Here is a 16139-nt window from a genome sequence, read left to right on the forward strand (position 1 = left end):
GGCTCCCCTGCCAGAGCCGAATGCCCGAGCCCCTAACCTTCAAGTCGCGCGACTCAGAGCAGTTGAAACTAAAGCCGATTCCGTTCCCGGCAGTTCGAACAGCATGGGCAGATGGCGACACTCGGCTTCGTCCACGATCAGCTCCTCGATCGTCGCGATGGAAAGATGGCTTTTGAGGCGCAGCCGGACAACCGCCGCGAGTTTGTGAACGGGGACCGGTACTGCCCCGGCGTGATGGGCTAGCAGAGTATTGATCTCAGCAACTACCTTTGGATCGACGGCGTGGGGCAATGGCAGCATGAGAGCACTCCTTTCGGAAGTAACTCTAAGCGGATCAGGGCAATGAGTCTGGCCGCGTACGTTTTTAACCAAATGCGCGGACATCATTGGACGTCAGATCACGCTCGTTAGCGGCTGCGTGCATTAGAGCGGCGGCGCCGGCTGCATAGCCAATCGTGAAGCAAGATGAACCTTTCCCGCATTTACTGTGTTTGTAGGGATGCCTCGCTTTTTCTTCGACTTCACCGATACCGGGCAAGTCTTCCCCCGACGTCGAAGGCACCGATCTGCCCGACCTCGAAGCTGCAAAACAAGAGGCGGTAAGAGCCTTGGTCGAAATCACCAAAGATAAGCTGCCGCAATTGGTGCGGTGACTATCAACCTCCTGCATGGCCCCGTGGCCTCGCATATGCGTCGGCGGCCCGCCGGTGAAGAGCCTGAGCGGCCAGTTGACGGCCGTCAAAAATGACTATTAAGTTCGGTCACAGAACGAATTAATCGGAGGTGCTGTTGAACGACCAACCGCGCATTTCTCGTCAGTTCTCGCAGCGCTCCGTCATGGAGGCGATCGTGCAAGGCGGGCCGATCTCGCGCGCTTCGATCGCAAAGCAGACCGGCTTGTCCAAGCAGACAATCTCCGAGATTGTCAGGACACTCGAGCAGGAAGGCTGGGTGCAGGAGACAGGGCGCACGAGCGGACATGTCGGACGCACGGCTGTCACTTACGAACTCGTATTTGACGCGGCGTACATCGCGGCCGTCGACCTCGGCGCCGCCAAAGTCCGGGTCGCCCTCACCGATCTTGCCTGCCAGATATTCGCGGAGGAAACGGCGCCGACCGATCCTCGGGGCGGACAGTTCATCGTCGACCAGATCGTGGATCTAGCGCTTCAGGCGGCCGAGAGGCACCGAATCTCGCGCACAAAGATAAGGCTGGCGGTGATTGGTGTTCCCGGTGCACCCGACAAGAAGACGGGCCGCGTCCTGCTTGCCCCGAATGTTGCCGGCTTTGGCACGATGAATGTCGTCCGCGCTTTCGAGCAGGCATTCGGGTTTCATGTGATGATCGAGAACGATGTCAATCTGGCGGTGCTCGGCGAGAACTGGCAGGGGTGCGGCCGCGGTATCGACAATCTCGCCTTCATAGCGCTGGGTACTGGCATCGGCAGCGGCCTCATGGTTGGAGGCAATCTGGTGCGGGGCGCCAGCAATGCAGCCGGCGAGATGGGCTTTTTGCCGATTGGCGCCGATCCTTTCGCGCCGACATCGTTGCGCGCCGGCGCTTTCGAGCGCGTGGTCGCAACCAACGCCATGGTTGAACGCTACGCAACGCTGACGGGCAACATCGTCAACGTGCCGACGATTTTCCACAGTGCATCGGCTGGAGACAGGCATGCCGCGACGGTACTCGACGAAACCGCGCGCTACCTCGCACAGGGCATTGTGGCCATAGCGGCAATTGCCAATCCGCAAAAGGTCGTCCTCGGCGGCTCGATCGGGCTGCGGCCGGAAATCCTGTTGCGCGTTAGGGACCTGCTGCCGCGCTGCTTCCCCTACCCTATCGCCGTTGAGGCCAGCGAACTCGGGTCGCGGGCAGCGCTCATCGGCGCTGCCGCGATCGGGCTCGGCCAGTTGCACAACACACTGTTCGGCGTCGACGCGCCCGACGGACGCATTTCGCTTCCCCCGGCCAGTTCGGCCGTGCTGCGCGAGGCCACGCTATGACCGCGTCAAAGGACATCACCACCCGCTTGCGCGCCGCCTTCGATTGCGACGCAGCGGTTGAGCTTCTGCAGGGGGCAATCGGCCGCGAAAGCATAACCGGTCACGAAGAAAACTTTGTCGCCTTCCTTGAAGAACGCATGCGCGTGCTTGGCTTGAGCGAAATTCGGCGCGCGGAATTCGCGCCCGGCCGGCCCAACGTCTGGGGTGAGCGCAAAGGTGCCGGCGCCGGCAAGCGGCTGCTCTTCATCGGCCACACCGATACGGTCCATGTCGAGGGCTGGCGCGAGCACTGGGCTGGCACCGCCAAGCAGGATCCGTTTGCCGCGCCAATGATCGATGGGCAGATCTGGGGCCGCGGCGCCGGCGACCTCAAGGCCGGCATCTGCTCCGCGCTGTCGGCACTCTCTCTGCTCGACACGGCCGACATCCAACTGGCCGGCGACGTTGCCTTTGCCTTCGTCGGCGACGAGGAGAGCGGCCAGCCTGGAACCGGCGTCTCCGCCGGCATCAAGGACTTCGTCGACCGCATCGAGAGAGGCGAAGTCGTGGCGCCCGATTTCGTCGTCTATGTGGAGCCTACCCGCCTTTCGGTTAATCCGGCCCAAATTGGCTTCTTCATTACCGACATCACCATCACCGGACGATCAGCCTATTTCGGCGTACCCGAACTCGGCAAGGATGCCTTGCGTGCAAGCCACGCCGTCATGAGCGCGCTGTGGAAGCATTCGGAAGATGTTGCAACAAGAGCCGAGCACCCGCTGATTGGGCGTGGCTTCCTGCTGATCACCGGCCTTGCGGGCGGCGGCTACATCGCGGTGCCCGAACGCTGCACGTTGTCGCTGATCCGCAAGCTGTTACCCGGCGAGTCGCTGGACGAGGCCGCCGCCGAAATCGAGGCAGTGGTGCGCGGCGCCATCGCCGATCCCGAAATCATGTTGGCGTTCGCCTATCCGGCCGGTCGCGATCATCCGCTCGGGGGTAACGCCGCCGAGATTGCACCTGACAGGCCGGAGGTCGGCGCTCTTGCTGCCGCCATGGCCCGATCGATGGCTGGTCGCGGCGCCATCGAAGGCGCGCCATTCTGGTCAGAGTCATCATTTTTCACCAACCGGCTCGGCATCCCCGCCGTGTACTGCGCGCCAGGCGACATTCGCAACTGCCACACCTTCGACGAACACGTCGATGTCGAGGAATATCTGGCCGGCGTCGTAGGCTTCGCCCGGTTCATGGTGGAGTATTGCGGCGTTGCGGAATGAAGGACAACTGAGAGCGAAAATGGGAGAAAGACCATGCTGATAGACAGACTTGTTGCTACAGCACTTGCAGGCAGCCTGATGCTCGTGGCCGGTGGAGCCGGCGCACAGACAGTTGGACCGAGCGGCGAGACGGCGACACCCAGCGCCGAGGTTAGATTGTCGGATGCAGACCTGGCCGCAGTAAAGGAGAAGGGCTACAAGGCCGCACTGCTGTGGCACACCTCCTCCGACTTCACCAATGCGGTCACGGCCGGTGCCAAGGATGAATTTGCCCGTGCCGGCATTCAAATCGTCGCCACCACCGACGCGGGCTTTGACGCCGCGCGCCAGCGCAGCGACATCGAAACCGCGCTCGCGGCGAAGCCAAACGTCATCCTGTCACTGCCCCTTGATCCGGTCACTTCGGCCGAGGCGTTCCGTCAGGCGCTCACCGACGGCACCAAGCTGGTACTCCTTTCGAATCTGCCGAAAGGCTACAAGCACGGAGCCGACTATGCCGCCATCGTCACTGACGACCTGTTCCAGATGGGCAAGCAGGCGGCCGATGCACTGGCCAAGGCGCTCGATGGCAAGGGCAAGGTCGGCTACATCTTCCACGACGCCAGTTACTATGTGACGAACCAGCGCGACCAGGCTTTCAAAACAACGATCGAGAAGGATTATCCCGGTATCAAGATCGTCGCCGAGCAGGGTATCTCGGATCCGGCGCGAGCAGAAGAGCTGGCCAGCGCGATGCTCGTGCAGCATCCCGATCTTGACGGCATCTACGTCACCTGGGCCGAACCGGCCGACGGCGTGCTGTCGGCCTTGCGGGCGAGCGGAAACACCAAGACCAAGATTGTCACGCTCGACCTCGCCGAACCGGTGGCGCTCGATATGGTCAAGGGCGGCAATGTGACCGCACTGGTGGCAGACAAGGCCTATGAGCTCGGTCGCGCCATGGCCGCTGTCGGCGTCAAGGCGCTGCTCGGCCAGGAGACCCCGGCCTTCGTCGTTGCCCCGGCGCTTACCGTGACCAAGCAGAACGTTGCGCAGGGCTGGAAGGATTCGTTGAACCGCGACGCGCCGCAATCGGTGCTCGACGCGGCCAAATGACAGGGCAATGCCCGGCGGCCAATCAGGGCCGCCGACATCATAAAAACAAGGGGAACTGACATGCGCATAGCAATTGGAATGTTGTCGGCACTGGTAGCACTCGTCGCCGCCAACGCCTTTGCAGCCGAGGGCACCACCACGGGACCGAACGGGGAAAAGCCGACGCCGGCAAAGAGCGTCGTGCTCACACCAGCTGAGGAGCAGCAGATCAAGGACGGCAAATACACCGCCGCGCTGGTCTGGCATGAGATGAGCGAATACACCAACGCGGTGAACAGCGGCGCCCAGGACGAGTTGAAGCGGCTCGGCATCACGGTCGTCGCTCAGACTGACGCCGGCTTTGATGCGGCGCGTCAGAAATCCGACGTCGAGACAGTACTCGCCAAAAGGCCCTCTATTATACTGTCCCTACCGGTCGATCCCGCAAGTGCGGCCACCGTATATGATCCTGCGCGCCAGGCCGGCGTGAAATTGGGATTCGTCGACAATTCCCCGGCAGGCTACGTTCACGACAAGGACTATGTGACCATCGTTTCGGACGACCTTTTCCAGATGGGCAACAAGGCCGGGATCGCAATGGCCGACGCGCTCGGCAAGCAGGGCAAGGTCGGCTACATCTTTCACGATGCCGATTTCTACGTCACCAACCAGCGTGACGGAGCATTCAAGCACACGATCGAGCAGGACTATCCCGACATGAAGATCGTGGCCGAGGCCGGAATGGCCGACCCCGCGCGCAGCGAGGAAATCGCGCAGGCGATGATCACACAGCACCCGGACCTCGACGGTATCTACGTTACCTGGGCTGAGCCGGCGCTTAGCGTGCTGTCCACATTGCGGGCGGCCGGTAACAGCCACACCAAGATCGTCACGCTCGACCTGAACGAACCGGCGGCACTGGACATGGTGAAAGGCGGCAACGTTGCGGCACTCGTCGCAGACGAAGCCTACGACATCGGCGTGACGCTGGCGCGCGCCACGGCCGCCTCGTTGATCGGCAAGAAGGCCGCGCCGTTCATCGTGGTCGATTCCCTCGCCGTCACCAAAGACACTGTCAAGGACGGGTGGAAGCGGTCCCTCAACAAGGACGTGCCCGCGACCATCGCGGCCGCCATGAAATAGCGGCGGACAATGGCGCCCCGCCGGAGGAAGTGAGAATGTCGAGTGTCAACACCAGCCCCGGCCGGGCAGCGAGCTTGGTCAGCCGCTTCAACCTGCAGCAATATGTCGTCTATCTCGGATTTCTGGCGATCTTTCTGTTCTTCGCCATCGTACTGAAGGACAGCGGTTTTCTGACCGTCCGCAACCTGTCGAACATCGTGCTGCAGACAGCACCCGTGACGATCATGGCGATCGGCCTCGTCTTTGTCATGTCGGCTGGCGAGATTGATCTTTCGATAGGTTCGATCGTTGCCGTGGCAGCCCTTGCCGCCTCGGTGACGATAAACGCCTACGGCTTGTTGGCTGGGGTGCTGGCCGGCCTCGGCGCCGGCCTGCTGATCGGCCTGCTCAACGGCGCCCTCGTGGCTTACGTCAAGTTGCCTTCATTCCTGGTAACGCTGGCGACGCTCGGGCTGTTTGCCGGCGTATCTCGCTCGATGACCGATTTGCGGTCGATCCCGGTCACCAACGACGCCTTCACCGGTTTCTTCGGCTCGGGTTCTTTGCTGGGTGTTCCGTCCTTGATCTGGTGGACGGTAATTGCCGTTGCGATCGCGCATCTCATCTTTCGCGAGACGCGCTTCGGCGCCCATGTGCTGGCCACCGGCGACAACAGCCGTGCCGCCAGTGTTTCCGGCATCAGCGTGGCGCAGATAAGGCTTGCCGTTCTGACCACAAGCGGCGGGCTCGCCGGCCTTGCCGGGCTGCTCTATGCAGGCCGGCTGCAGGCTGCGAAATACACGCTCGGCGAAACCGACCTTATGACGGTGATAGCGGCCGTCATTGTCGGCGGAACCCTGCTCAACGGCGGCAAGGGATCGATTGTCGGTGCGCTGGTCGGCTCGCTGATGATGGGCATGCTGAACAACGGCCTCATCCTGATGGGCCTGTCCGTCTCCGACCAGATGATCGTGCGTGGCTTGATCATTCTTGCGGCCGTCGCTGTATCGCTGCGCGAAAAGTCCCGTTGAAGGAGTTTTGTCATGTTCCTCGATGTTCTGCGGCGCCGCAATCCGAGCTTTATAGAAAATGCCATGCGCCTGCACCAGGAAGGAAAGCTGCCGGCTAATTCCTATGTGCTCGACCTCGATGCCGTCGAAAGCAATGCGCGGGTCCTGAAGCGCGAGGCCGACCGGTTCGGCCTGAAGATTTTCGCCATGACCAAGCAGGTCGGCCGCGCCAGTTCGTTCTGCCATGCGCTCAAGCGTGGCGGCATCGATCAGGCCGTCGCCGTCGACATGGCCTGCGCGCGGGCAACGCACAGAGCAGGCCTGAGGCTCGGTCATCTTGGCCACCTGCAGCAGATCGCAAGGCACGAGGCCAATGCGGCGGCCAAAACGTTCAGGCCGGACTATTGGACCGTCTTCAACGACACCAAGGCTGAAGAAGCCGCTGCCGGCGCAAGGCTCGCCGGGTACACGCAAAACCTGCTTGCCCGCATCCGCGCCGATGGTGACGTTTTCTACCGCGGCCACGAAGGTGGTTTTGAGGCGGCTGATATCGCCGCGGTCGCCGAAAAACTGGATGGTCTCGACGGCGCACGGTTCGCTGGCATCACCACCTTCCCGGCGCTGTTGTTCGACCAGACCACGCGAACGGTCCTGCCGACACACAATCTGGCGACACTGGGCAGAGCTGCCGAAGCGCTCGCCAAGTCCGGCCGCAGCGACATAGAGGTGAACGCGCCCGGCACAACGTCGAGTGTCCTGCTTGGCGCGCTGGCCGAAGCCGGCGCCACGCAATGTGAACCGGGCAATGGCTTGGCCGGCACCACCGCGCTGCACGTCATGGATGATCTGCCGGAGCTCCCTGCCGTTCTGTATTTGACCGAGGTCTCGCATTTGTCTGGCGGCAAAGCCTACTGCCTGGGTGGCGGCTTCTATATCGATCCGATCTTTCCGGATTATGAGGTGAAGGCAATCGTGTCCGCAGAACCCACCACGGCCGCCGCCGCGCTCAGAAGCGTCGAGGTGCCGCCGCCTGCGGCAATCGACTACTACGCAATGATTGACGCTAGCGGCGCCAATGCTCCACGCCCCGGCGACACGGCGGTGTTCGGCTTTCGCGGCCAGGCGTTCGTGACCCGCGCCTACGTGGTCGGCATCTCCGGTGTCTCAAAGGGGGCGCCCCAAGTCGAAACGATCGAAAACGGTTTTGGCGAAACCGCTGCCTGGCCTGTCTAGGAGCAAGTGATGAACGCGACCACGACCGGCATGCCCCCTGTTTTGCAGCTGCGCGACATCCGCAAGAATTTCGGCGGCCTCACCGCCATCGAAAATTTCTCGCTCGAGCTCTATCCCGGCGAGATAGTGGCGTTGGTCGGCGATAACGGTGCCGGCAAGTCGACGCTGGTCAAGATCGTGACGGGGGTGCATGCTCCGACATCCGGGACGATCATCATCGAGGGGCAGGCGGTGGCAATGTCGAGCGCCACCATGGCGCGCGCGCACGGCATTGAGGTGGTCTATCAGGACCTGGCGCTCGCCGATCAGCAGACCGTCTACATGAACATGTTTCTTGGCCGCGAGCCGGTGAACCGCTTCGGCCTGCTCGACCGACGCCGGATGATCGACGACACCGAAAAGCTGGTGAAGGATCTCGACGTTCGCATCCCATCGGCTCACGCCACCATCCGCGATCTTTCGGGCGGCCAGCGCCAGGGCGTGGCGATCGCGCGCGCCACGCACTGGGCAAGCAAGCTGATCCTGCTCGACGAGCCAACCGCCGCGCTCGGCGTTGCCGAGACCGCCAAGGTCGAGACGATTGTTCTGTCGCTGAAGCAGCGCAATATCGGCGTGCTGATCATCAGCCACAGCCTCGACCAGGTGTTCAGGCTCTCAGATCGGATCTGTGTTCTGCGACGTGGCAAACAGATCGGCGTGCGCAAGACCAGCGAGACCGACAAGAACGAGATCGTCGCCATGATCACCGGGCTTCAGCACTAGCCCGGTCCGACAGAGGCGCGCCGTTCAGATATTGCGTTACCCGGGCAGCGAGTGGCATGACTTCGGATCCACGATCAGGCCTCGGCCACAGAATGTCGCCAGCATCAATCCAGCGCGCGCAGATACCGGATGGGGCGGCCACCGGCAATCCGCTCGGCCGCTGTCGCTATGGAATTGGCGTCGATGCCGAAATGGCGGTAAAGGTCGCCGATCGTGCCCGACTGGCCAAAATGCTCGACGCCGAGACTGCGCGTGCGATGGCCGTACACCGAACCCAGCCAGCCGAGTACCGCCGGATGACCGTCGGTGACGGTGACGATGGCGCAGTGCGCCGGGAGATCGGCAAACAGCCTTTCGACATGGCTCCTGGCGTGAACAAGGCCGCGTTCGCGTGCCCGGCTCGCGGCAGTCCAGCCTGCGTTCAGCCGATCGGCCGAAGTCACGGCCAAAAGACCGACATCGCGACGGTCCTCCGCCATCATGCCGATAGCCCCGATGGCCTCCGGCGCAACCGCGCCGGTGTAGGCAACAATCACTTCGGCATTCGGACCCGGAGGCCGCAGCCAGTAGCCCCCGTCGATGATGTCCTGCTCGAGCAGTGGCATCATGGGACGAATGATCTGCTCGACCGGGCGCGTCGAGAGCCGCAGATAGACCGAACCGCCCGTCTCGTCGCGCAGCCAGGTGCGCTCCGACTGCACGGCGTCGCCGTCGCGCTGCATATAATCCAGCGCAAAGCGCATGATGACGCCCAACTCGTCGACGAAGGCCGGCTCGTAAGCCGCAAGCCCGTCTTGCGCTATGCCGATCAACGGTGTGGCGATCGACTGATGCGCCCCGCCTTCCGGCGCCAATGTGACCCCGGACGGCGTCGCGACCAGCAGGAAGCGCGCGTCCTGATAGCAGGCATAGTTGAGCGCATCGAGACCGCGCTGAATGAACGGATCGTAGAGCGTGCCGATCGGCAGCAGCCGTTTGCCGAAAATCGAATGCGACAGCCCAAGTGCCGACAGCAGGATGAACAGATTGTTCTCGGCGATGCCGAGTTCAATGTGCTGGCCGGAGGTGCCGAATTCCCATTTCTGCGCCGAAGCGATGCGTTCGCTGCGGAAAGTGTCGGCGAGTGACTGACGCGCGAACAGGCCGCGCCGGTTGACCCAGGGGCCGAGATTGGTCGAAACCGTGACATCGGGCGATGCCGTCACGATCGCGTCGGCGAGCGGCCCGCCAGCGCGCGCAATCTCGTCCAGAATTCTGCCGAAGCCGACCTGCGTGGAGACGCTGCCTTTGGCTTCCGCGACGAGACGACCAGGGACCACGATGCGCTGGACGTGCCGGTGCCGCTGGCCCTTTGCCGCGAACGGAACGGCGTCGAGGAACCGTTGCAGCTCCAGATCCCCAACAGCCAATCCCTCGAAGGCGTCCCACTCCCGCCCGTCGCCGACCGACATCGAGGCACGAAGGACCGCCACCTGATCCCTGGTCATCAGGCCGGCGTGGTTGTCCTTGTGGCCGGCGAGCGGCAGGCCGAAGCCCTTGATCGTATATGCAATGAAGCATGTCGGCCGATCGTTGCCGCGTGCCGTCCCGAAGGCCTCGATCAGGCATGGCAGGTCGTGGCCGCCGAGATTGGTCATCAGCGCGGCGAGCTCGGCATCGGAGCGCCGGTCGAGAAGCGATGCCAGGCCCGGCTTGTCTCCGATGTCGGCGATCAGGCGCTTGCGCCAGGCGGAGCCGCCTTGAAACGTCAGCGCCGAATAGAGCTGGTTCGGGCAGGCGTCGATCCAAACCTTCAGCGCCTCGCCCCCCGGTTCGGTGAAGGAGGCTTCGAGCAGCGAGCCGTATTTCAGGATCACGACGTCCCAGCCGAAATTCCGGAAAATGTTTTCGAAGCGCTCCCAAAGGCCTTCGCGAACCACGGCATCGAGGCTCTGTCGGTTGTAGTCGACGATCCACCAGCAGTTGCGCAGGCCGTGTTTCCATCCTTCGAGCAGCGCCTCGAAGATGTTGCCTTCGTCCATCTCGGCATCGCCGATCAGCGCCACCATGCGGCCCTCGGGCATGCTTTCGTCGCGGGCGCCGAGATAATCCTGCACAAGGGAGGCAAACAGTGTCTGCGCGACGCCGAGGCCAACTGAGCCGGTGGAGAAATCGACGTCGTCGACATCCTTGGTCCGCGACGGATAGCTTTGCGCGCCACCGAAGGCGCGAAACCCTTCGAGGTTCTCCCTCGTCTGATTGCCCAGAAGATACTGGACGGCGTGAAACACTGGCGAGGCATGCGGCTTTACCGCGACGCGGTCGTGTGGCCTCAGCACCGAGAAATAGAGCGCGGTCATGATCGTCACCAGCGACGCCGAGGATGCCTGGTGTCCGCCAACCTTCAAGCCGTCCGTATTTTCCCGCAGGTGATTGGCGTTATGGATCATCCATGTCGACAGCCAGAGCACCTTTTTCTCCAGTGCCGAAAGTGCCTCCAGTTCTTGTTTGTCCATGCTGCAAGACTCCCGGTTGCGATGTCTCAATCATAGGGCTGAGCAAAGACCAATTGTCGCTAAACTTGCATGAGATTGGCAGCTGCATTAGCTGGTTGTGCCAATATCAGCCAATGGAGTAACGTTCGATGCCAAAGCGTCGACTGGACAATATCGACCGAAAGATCATTGCCGCGCTGCAGGTCGATGGCAGGATGACGGCGCAGCAGCTTGCCGAGCGGGTCGGCCTTTCGGCCTCGCCCTGCGCCCGCCGGGTCCGCCTGATGGAGGATATGGGGGTGATCACCGGCTATGCCGCCCTGATCGACCAGGACATGGTCGATCTGCCGATCTCGGTGTTTGCCTCGATCAAGCTTGAGCGCCAGCGCGAGAGCGAGCTGAAGCGGTTCAACGCGGCAATCGCGCGCTGGCCGGAGGTGGTCGATTGCTATCTGATGACTGGCCAGCGCGATTATCTGCTGCGTGTGGTGGTGCGCGACCTGCACGCCTATGAGCGCTTCCTGAAGGAAAAGCTGACGCGGCTCGATGGCGTCTCCTCGATTGAGTCCAGCTTCGCGCTTGCCCAGATCAAGCGATCGAACCGGTTGCCGGTAGAGGCATGATTTTTTCGGACGGACCCGCGTGTCGCAGGTCTTGCAGCAAGTGGGCAATATGGGTTCGGTACGCCTCAACACTGGCTGTGATTTCTGGTATTTCCGCCGGCTGCAACTGGAGCTTATGCGTCATGATTGCGGCGATTAGATAAAGAATTTTTTGTTGGGCCTCGCGAGCATCGCCTGCCTTCCGGCGCATCAGCCGCCGCCGCGCGGATTGCTCAAGAACCTGGCTGACCGCCAAAGCCAACCAGGCTGCAATGGCGCGGGACGCCCACCATTTGGCGGTCCTCTTCCGGGAAAACCGTCAGAGGCGATCAGAAAAGCGCCGGTGCCGCTCGACATAGCGCGCCATGGCACTGGAGGGGTCTGCAGATTTTGCGCAACGAAGAACGCCGTCTCTTTCCGGTGGTCTGACGCTTGGCAGGAATGGTCGGCGGCACTGCGTCATTAGCATTGGATTCTCCTCGCGAAACGGCGGGAGTCTGGGCGCTGTGCTTTTGCTTTGTCATCCTGGTGTACCGACTTGAACGGGTGGCGTCAGCAGTTAGAAGCGATACCGAGCGAACTAGATACCGGGCGAACGAATTCGTTCCGGGAAAATCCCGGCTGCCGGCTGGGTCAGGCCTGCGTGACGGTACCCAACTCTGAGAAAACTGCACACCAGAACTGCTAGTCGCGCTTGCGCCCGTCAAAATGTGCAGTCAACGCGCACGCGCACCATGCAGCAGCAGTAACTGCGCTTGTGCCATACAGCTCAATAGCTGCCCGTAGCGCAGCTGCTGGGTTGGCCAGTTCCCAGAGCGTCAAATCGCCGTCGCCGTCGGCGCTGTCGCAATGGCCGGAATGAATATTGGGCATGCCAAGACCTCCCGCGGGTTGGACCGGCGAGAGCAGCGGCGTGCGCTGCTAGGCCGGACGTTGGGAACCCACGTGGAGTGAGCCAGCCGCCCAGGCTTCGCACGGGCTGCCCAGCTTGGAGCTTTCGGCTTGCCGGCGGAGGATGGGAATGCGTTCCCCGACTCCGTGGCACTCGCCGTCCTTTCGCGGTGTGTTTCTGACGGCCCCGCCGTTTACTTTCAGTTTGCAGCCTCAACTCATCCCACGCCGCAGCAGCCAACTACGTGAGCTCGTGAATTAGTATTCGGGGCTTGCGACCCAACCCGAGACCGCGCGTGATGAGTGCGAAAGCGTCAGATGTCCGCTTCATCATCCGCGAGCGATGGTCCCGACGGCCAGCGGCCACTAAGCCTTGCCTATGCGTTCAACGCAATCTATATTCTGTTCAACACAGGAGGTTCTCATGGCTGCGCAGACACGGAGGGCTGCAGAAAGCGAAGCAACGGTCGCATCGACCCGCAATAAACTTGTACTGGAGCAAGCGAAAGCCGCCGGCCTCCTCGGCGCCGCGAAGAATACCCGTCTTTCGGGGCGGGTGCCCTCGGAGTTGATCGAGGCGGCCAAGAAGCGCGCCCATGTCACCTCGGACACGGAGCTGTTGGAACTGGCGCTGTCGCGCCTGGCCCTCGAAGATGACTTTGGCGCCCGCCTGGTCGGACGTAAGGGCAGCATCCCGGCGGACATAGATCTTGGGGTTTGATCTTTCCGAAACCCTCCGATCGCTAAAGCCCCAAAAGCACAACGGAACGCTGAAGCGCAGGGCCGACGACGATCTCCCATGGGTTGCTGACGAACCTGCGATCGGGGGACCGCTGTTTCTGGATACGAGCGTCTATCTGGATGTCCTGCAGGGACGATCGCCGGTTGAAGTCGATACGCTGCTTACCTATCGCCGATGCCACCATTCCGCTGTCTGCCTGTCTGAGCTGACCCAAGCCTTTGGTCGGCTGGACCCTAAGCATGCCTCCACAAAAGCTGTCCTCGAGACGATTGAAGCCACGGTAGAGGACATTCCGGACCACCGACTTCATGCACCGGACGATGCGATCTGGGGACAGGCCGGGGTCTTGGCTGGCTTGCTCTTCCGGCTGAGCAATCTGCCCAAGAGGGAGGGGCACGAGCGCCGCTTCCTAAATGACGCCCTCGTGTTCCTGCAGGCGCGTCAGTTGGGTGCGAGCGTGCTGACCGGCAACGTCCGCGATTTTGATTTCCTCACCCAGGTTCTGCCGACGGGACGGATCATCCTCTATCGAGCTCCGCCGAAACGGCGGTCATCATGAACGTCACGGTTGGTCCTGCTGTCGATATTCTCCACGAACTGGAACAGCTGGATCGGGGGCCGGCGACTGACGTCAATCATCTGCAGAATACGCCGGCCTTTCTGGGTTTTGTGAAGCTGTGTCAAACTCGATACCCCACATGTATTTTGCGGTTTTCGCTTGCCTTGGCGGCCCGGCAGCTAGGCTTGGCCTGTCTCGTCCGTGGCCAGGGTGCCGGTTTGGCGGCGAGTGCAACCGGGATCGCGGACCGGCTTGATTACGCAATGAAAAGTACAGAGAGGCGACTGCACCTCTGCCCGCTTTATCTGGCATCACACCTTCCGGGAATCTCGTTCGGTCCAAACCAAGTGCATCGCTTTTCTGCGATCGAGCTTGAGCAGCCTTTTGTTGTTCCGCAGCTTCACCGCGCGAACGAAAAGTGGTCGTTCGGTAGCGGACGTTTCTCCCAGTTCCGACGCGGGCGTAGCCTATCCGGCTCATAATGTGTCACCTCAATGTCTAGGCTCGAGGCTTGGTCACAAATAGTCGATGCCAACTCCGACGTTACGCGCCCAAAAAGCCGATGATCCGGAGCACGGCCCCTGCAAAGTCCGACCTTTACAGGAACATTTCGCCTATCGCGGAGTTGGGCGCGTTGCCCGCGATAAGGTGCCAACGGTGGTGCCGGCGGGCTTTTGGGAGGAAGTCATGATACGTGCCATCCCTTCACTCCACCTTTCCCGTCGCCGCGCATTGCAATTTGGGCTGGGAGCCAGCCTCGCCGCCACGACGGGCCTGGCGCCGGTTTCTCGCGCCTATGCCAAGGAGGAAGTGCAGGATGAGGACATTTTCCGCTTTGCGCTCAACCTGGAATACATGGAGGCCGAATATTATCTTCGCGGCACCACCGGAAAAGGCATCGACGCCGCCGATGCCGGTTCGAAACCCGGCGATGTCGTCGGCGGAAAGAAAGTGTCCTTCGAAACACCCGCCATCGGCGAATTCATGCAGGAGGTTGCTGAAAACGAACTCGCGCATGTACGGTTCTACCGCAAGACGCTTGCAAAGAACGCTGTCGACAGGCCAGCCATCGATTTCGATGCGGGGTTCAACGCGGTTGCGGAGGCAGCGGGCCTCGGGCGGGACTTCGACCCCTTCGGCAACGAAACGAACTTCGTTCTCGGCGGCATGCTGTTCGAGGATGTCGGCGTCACCGCCTATGCCGGTGCCGCGACGGTTCTGAAAAACAAGGAGTTTCTCGCCGCCGCCGCCGGCATATTGGCGGTCGAGGCCTATCACATGGGAATGGCGCGCTCCACTCTGTACCGGAAGGGAGAGAAAGCCTGGAAGGCCGCCAATGCCGTCTCGGACGCACGAGACAAGATCGACGGGCCGGAAGACAAGGACCAGGGCATCCAGGTGAACGGCAAGGCCAATTTCGTTCCCTCGACGTCCGACGCGATCGCGTTCACCAGGACGCCGCAGGAAGTGCTGCGGATCGTCTATCTCACCGATAAGGACGGCGTGAGCAAGGGCGGCTTCTATCCGGAAGGGATGAACGGGACCCTGAAGAGCACCTGACTCGCTCGCGACAGGCGATCGGATCGCAGGAAGAGACGCAGCGGGCCTGCGGGCGGCACTGCTGGTACGGCTGCGCGACGATCACGAATCAAATCCGCCGCAGGAGTCTTACGCTCCCGGTTTGTCAATCCTAACAATGCCAACCACCGGCGGAGCTGGAGCATTCCATCCCGTCGATTTTGAGCAGCTCCTGTTCTGACCTCTTGTTGACCGCGGTTTTGAGACAAATGCAGGAGCTGTCCGGTTCAGCGCGATTCCTGAATTGACATCAGGGCCGCCGCGCCCTGACCTTACTGGGGCCGCGGCGTCTCGCACTTGGCGAAGTCTTGCGCTGCCGAGTTCTGCAGCCGAGTTCTGCAATAGTGACAGGCACGCTGCCAACTCACCCCAGCCAATACCTTGGCCCCGGCCCCTTGCGTCCTGCCATATCGGCAGGGTTCGCAAGGCTACACCGGTCGATCGACAGGCAGCCGCAACCGATGCACTCGGTAAGCCCCGACCTCAGGCGCTGCAACTCGGCGATGCGCTGGTCGATGCGCTTGGTCCACTGGCCCGACAACCGTGACCAATCCCGACGCGACGGCACGCGATCGGCTGGCAACTTGGCCAGCTCGGCGCCGATCTCCTCGAGCGTCAGCCCAATTCGCTGCGCGAAGACGATGAAGGCGATCCGGCGCAGCACGGATCGCGGATAGCGTCGATGTCCCGAGCCGGCCCGCTCGGACGCGATCAGCCCGCGCTCCTCGTAGAAGCGCAGGGCCGATGAGGCGACGCCGCTGCGCCGTGACACGTCGGTGATGGTCAGCATGGAATCCATGCATGAACGAAAGCACAATTCCCACTTGACTTC

The 16139-nt window shown here is 62.0% G+C and carries 18 protein-coding genes; 13 read left to right on the top strand and 5 right to left on the bottom strand.

Translation table 11 applies throughout. From position 1 onward, the window contains the following. Positions 1–39 precede the first annotated feature (39 nt). Entirely contained in the window at positions 40–300 is a 261-nt protein-coding gene (locus NKH93_RS03405; RefSeq protein ID WP_352969111.1) for a hypothetical protein, read from the bottom strand. Positions 301–527: 227 nt separating this feature from the next. Between NKH93_RS03405 and NKH93_RS34300 the strand changes: the two genes are divergently transcribed. The 8 genes from NKH93_RS34300 (at position 528) to NKH93_RS03440 (ending at position 8461) form a co-directional block, all read left to right on the top strand. After that, positions 528–653 (top strand): DUF6894 family protein, encoded by a 126-nt coding sequence (locus tag NKH93_RS34300; RefSeq protein ID WP_502896427.1) that lies wholly within the window; start codon positions 528–530, stop codon positions 651–653. Between the two features lie 130 nt (positions 654–783). Continuing rightward, on the top strand, positions 784–2004 hold the full coding sequence (locus NKH93_RS03410; RefSeq protein ID WP_352969113.1) for an ROK family transcriptional regulator: 1221 nt from the start codon (positions 784–786) through the stop codon (positions 2002–2004). Continuing rightward, positions 2001–3260 (top strand): M20 family metallopeptidase, encoded by a 1260-nt coding sequence (locus NKH93_RS03415; protein ID WP_352969115.1) that lies wholly within the window; start codon positions 2001–2003, stop codon positions 3258–3260. Before NKH93_RS03410 ends, NKH93_RS03415 begins: the two co-directional genes overlap by 4 nt. Positions 3261–3293: 33 nt before the next feature. After that, positions 3294–4355 carry a substrate-binding domain-containing protein gene (locus NKH93_RS03420; protein ID WP_352969117.1) on the top strand — a complete coding sequence of 354 codons (1062 nt, stop codon included), beginning with the start codon at positions 3294–3296 and terminating at the stop codon, positions 4353–4355. 60 nt (positions 4356–4415) lie between these two features. Further along, complete coding sequence (locus NKH93_RS03425; protein WP_352969119.1) at positions 4416–5477, top strand: substrate-binding domain-containing protein; 1062 nt, start codon at positions 4416–4418, stop codon at positions 5475–5477. Between the two features lie 35 nt (positions 5478–5512). Next, positions 5513–6487 (top strand): ABC transporter permease, encoded by a 975-nt coding sequence (locus NKH93_RS03430; RefSeq protein ID WP_352969121.1) that lies wholly within the window; start codon positions 5513–5515, stop codon positions 6485–6487. Between the two features lie 12 nt (positions 6488–6499). Next, entirely contained in the window at positions 6500–7699 is a 1200-nt protein-coding gene (locus tag NKH93_RS03435; RefSeq protein ID WP_352969123.1) for an alanine racemase, read from the top strand. 9 nt (positions 7700–7708) lie between these two features. Further along, positions 7709–8461: an ATP-binding cassette domain-containing protein gene (locus NKH93_RS03440; protein ID WP_352745716.1), complete on the top strand. Its 753-nt coding sequence runs from the start codon at positions 7709–7711 to the stop codon at positions 8459–8461. A 104-nt stretch (positions 8462–8565) separates the two neighbouring features. Here NKH93_RS03440 and NKH93_RS03445 read toward each other — a convergent pair whose 3' ends face one another. Further along, positions 8566–10956 (bottom strand): thiamine pyrophosphate-binding protein, encoded by a 2391-nt coding sequence (locus NKH93_RS03445; protein ID WP_352969125.1) that lies wholly within the window; start codon positions 10954–10956, stop codon positions 8566–8568. Positions 10957–11084: 128 nt separating this feature from the next. Between NKH93_RS03445 and NKH93_RS03450 the strand changes: the two genes are divergently transcribed. Beyond that, complete coding sequence (locus tag NKH93_RS03450) at positions 11085–11558, top strand: Lrp/AsnC family transcriptional regulator (RefSeq protein ID WP_352969127.1); 474 nt, start codon at positions 11085–11087, stop codon at positions 11556–11558. Here the strand turns inward: NKH93_RS03450 and NKH93_RS03455 are convergent. Both NKH93_RS03455 and NKH93_RS03460 read right to left on the bottom strand, forming a co-directional pair. Next, entirely contained in the window at positions 11524–11799 is a 276-nt protein-coding gene (locus NKH93_RS03455; protein ID WP_352969129.1) for a hypothetical protein, read from the bottom strand. The genes NKH93_RS03450 and NKH93_RS03455 overlap by 35 nt on opposite strands. A 422-nt stretch (positions 11800–12221) precedes the next feature. Continuing rightward, positions 12222–12410, bottom strand: coding sequence for a Y4oE-related protein (locus NKH93_RS03460; RefSeq protein WP_352875291.1), 189 nt, complete (start codon positions 12408–12410; stop codon positions 12222–12224). A 442-nt stretch (positions 12411–12852) separates the two neighbouring features. Between NKH93_RS03460 and NKH93_RS03465 the strand changes: the two genes are divergently transcribed. The 4 genes from NKH93_RS03465 (at position 12853) to NKH93_RS03480 (ending at position 15289) form a co-directional block, all read left to right on the top strand. Continuing rightward, positions 12853–13149: a hypothetical protein gene (locus NKH93_RS03465; protein WP_352875290.1), complete on the top strand. Its 297-nt coding sequence runs from the start codon at positions 12853–12855 to the stop codon at positions 13147–13149. After that, complete coding sequence (locus NKH93_RS03470) at positions 13139–13729, top strand: type II toxin-antitoxin system VapC family toxin (protein ID WP_352969131.1); 591 nt, start codon at positions 13139–13141, stop codon at positions 13727–13729. Before NKH93_RS03465 ends, NKH93_RS03470 begins: the two co-directional genes overlap by 11 nt. Beyond that, positions 13726–14211, top strand: coding sequence for a hypothetical protein (locus tag NKH93_RS03475; protein WP_352969133.1), 486 nt, complete (start codon positions 13726–13728; stop codon positions 14209–14211). Before NKH93_RS03470 ends, NKH93_RS03475 begins: the two co-directional genes overlap by 4 nt. 205 nt (positions 14212–14416) lie before the next feature. After that, positions 14417–15289, top strand: coding sequence for a ferritin-like domain-containing protein (locus tag NKH93_RS03480; protein ID WP_352969135.1), 873 nt, complete (start codon positions 14417–14419; stop codon positions 15287–15289). Between the two features lie 382 nt (positions 15290–15671). Here NKH93_RS03480 and soxR read toward each other — a convergent pair whose 3' ends face one another. Continuing rightward, positions 15672–16106 (bottom strand): redox-sensitive transcriptional activator SoxR, encoded by a 435-nt coding sequence (soxR, locus tag NKH93_RS03485; RefSeq protein WP_127862987.1) that lies wholly within the window; start codon positions 16104–16106, stop codon positions 15672–15674. Positions 16107–16139: the final 33 nt, after the last annotated feature.

The sequence above is a fragment of the Mesorhizobium sp. M0954 genome, assembly GCF_040319155.1.
Taxonomy (GTDB): Bacteria; Pseudomonadota; Alphaproteobacteria; order Rhizobiales; family Rhizobiaceae; genus Mesorhizobium.

Bases quoted from the DNA above. Each gene is read 5' to 3' on its own strand.
- NKH93_RS03405 (WP_352969111.1), bottom strand. From the start codon at position 300: ATGCTGCCATTGCCCCACGCCGTCGATCCAAAGGTAGTTGCTGAGATC.
- NKH93_RS03415 (WP_352969115.1), top strand. From the start codon at position 2,001: ATGACCGCGTCAAAGGACATCACCACCCGCTTGCGCGCCGCCTTCGAT.
- NKH93_RS03420 (WP_352969117.1), top strand. From the start codon at position 3,294: ATGCTGATAGACAGACTTGTTGCTACAGCACTTGCAGGCAGCCTGATG.
- NKH93_RS03425 (WP_352969119.1), top strand. From the start codon at position 4,416: ATGCGCATAGCAATTGGAATGTTGTCGGCACTGGTAGCACTCGTCGCC.
- NKH93_RS03430 (WP_352969121.1), top strand. From the start codon at position 5,513: ATGTCGAGTGTCAACACCAGCCCCGGCCGGGCAGCGAGCTTGGTCAGC.
- NKH93_RS03435 (WP_352969123.1), top strand. From the start codon at position 6,500: ATGTTCCTCGATGTTCTGCGGCGCCGCAATCCGAGCTTTATAGAAAAT.
- NKH93_RS03440 (WP_352745716.1), top strand. From the start codon at position 7,709: ATGAACGCGACCACGACCGGCATGCCCCCTGTTTTGCAGCTGCGCGAC.
- NKH93_RS03445 (WP_352969125.1), bottom strand. From the start codon at position 10,956: ATGGACAAACAAGAACTGGAGGCACTTTCGGCACTGGAGAAAAAGGTG.
- NKH93_RS03450 (WP_352969127.1), top strand. From the start codon at position 11,085: ATGCCAAAGCGTCGACTGGACAATATCGACCGAAAGATCATTGCCGCG.
- NKH93_RS03460 (WP_352875291.1), bottom strand. From the start codon at position 12,410: ATGCCCAATATTCATTCCGGCCATTGCGACAGCGCCGACGGCGACGGC.
- NKH93_RS03465 (WP_352875290.1), top strand. From the start codon at position 12,853: ATGGCTGCGCAGACACGGAGGGCTGCAGAAAGCGAAGCAACGGTCGCA.
- NKH93_RS03475 (WP_352969133.1), top strand. From the start codon at position 13,726: ATGAACGTCACGGTTGGTCCTGCTGTCGATATTCTCCACGAACTGGAA.
- NKH93_RS03480 (WP_352969135.1), top strand. From the start codon at position 14,417: ATGATACGTGCCATCCCTTCACTCCACCTTTCCCGTCGCCGCGCATTG.
- soxR (WP_127862987.1), bottom strand. From the start codon at position 16,106: ATGGATTCCATGCTGACCATCACCGACGTGTCACGGCGCAGCGGCGTC.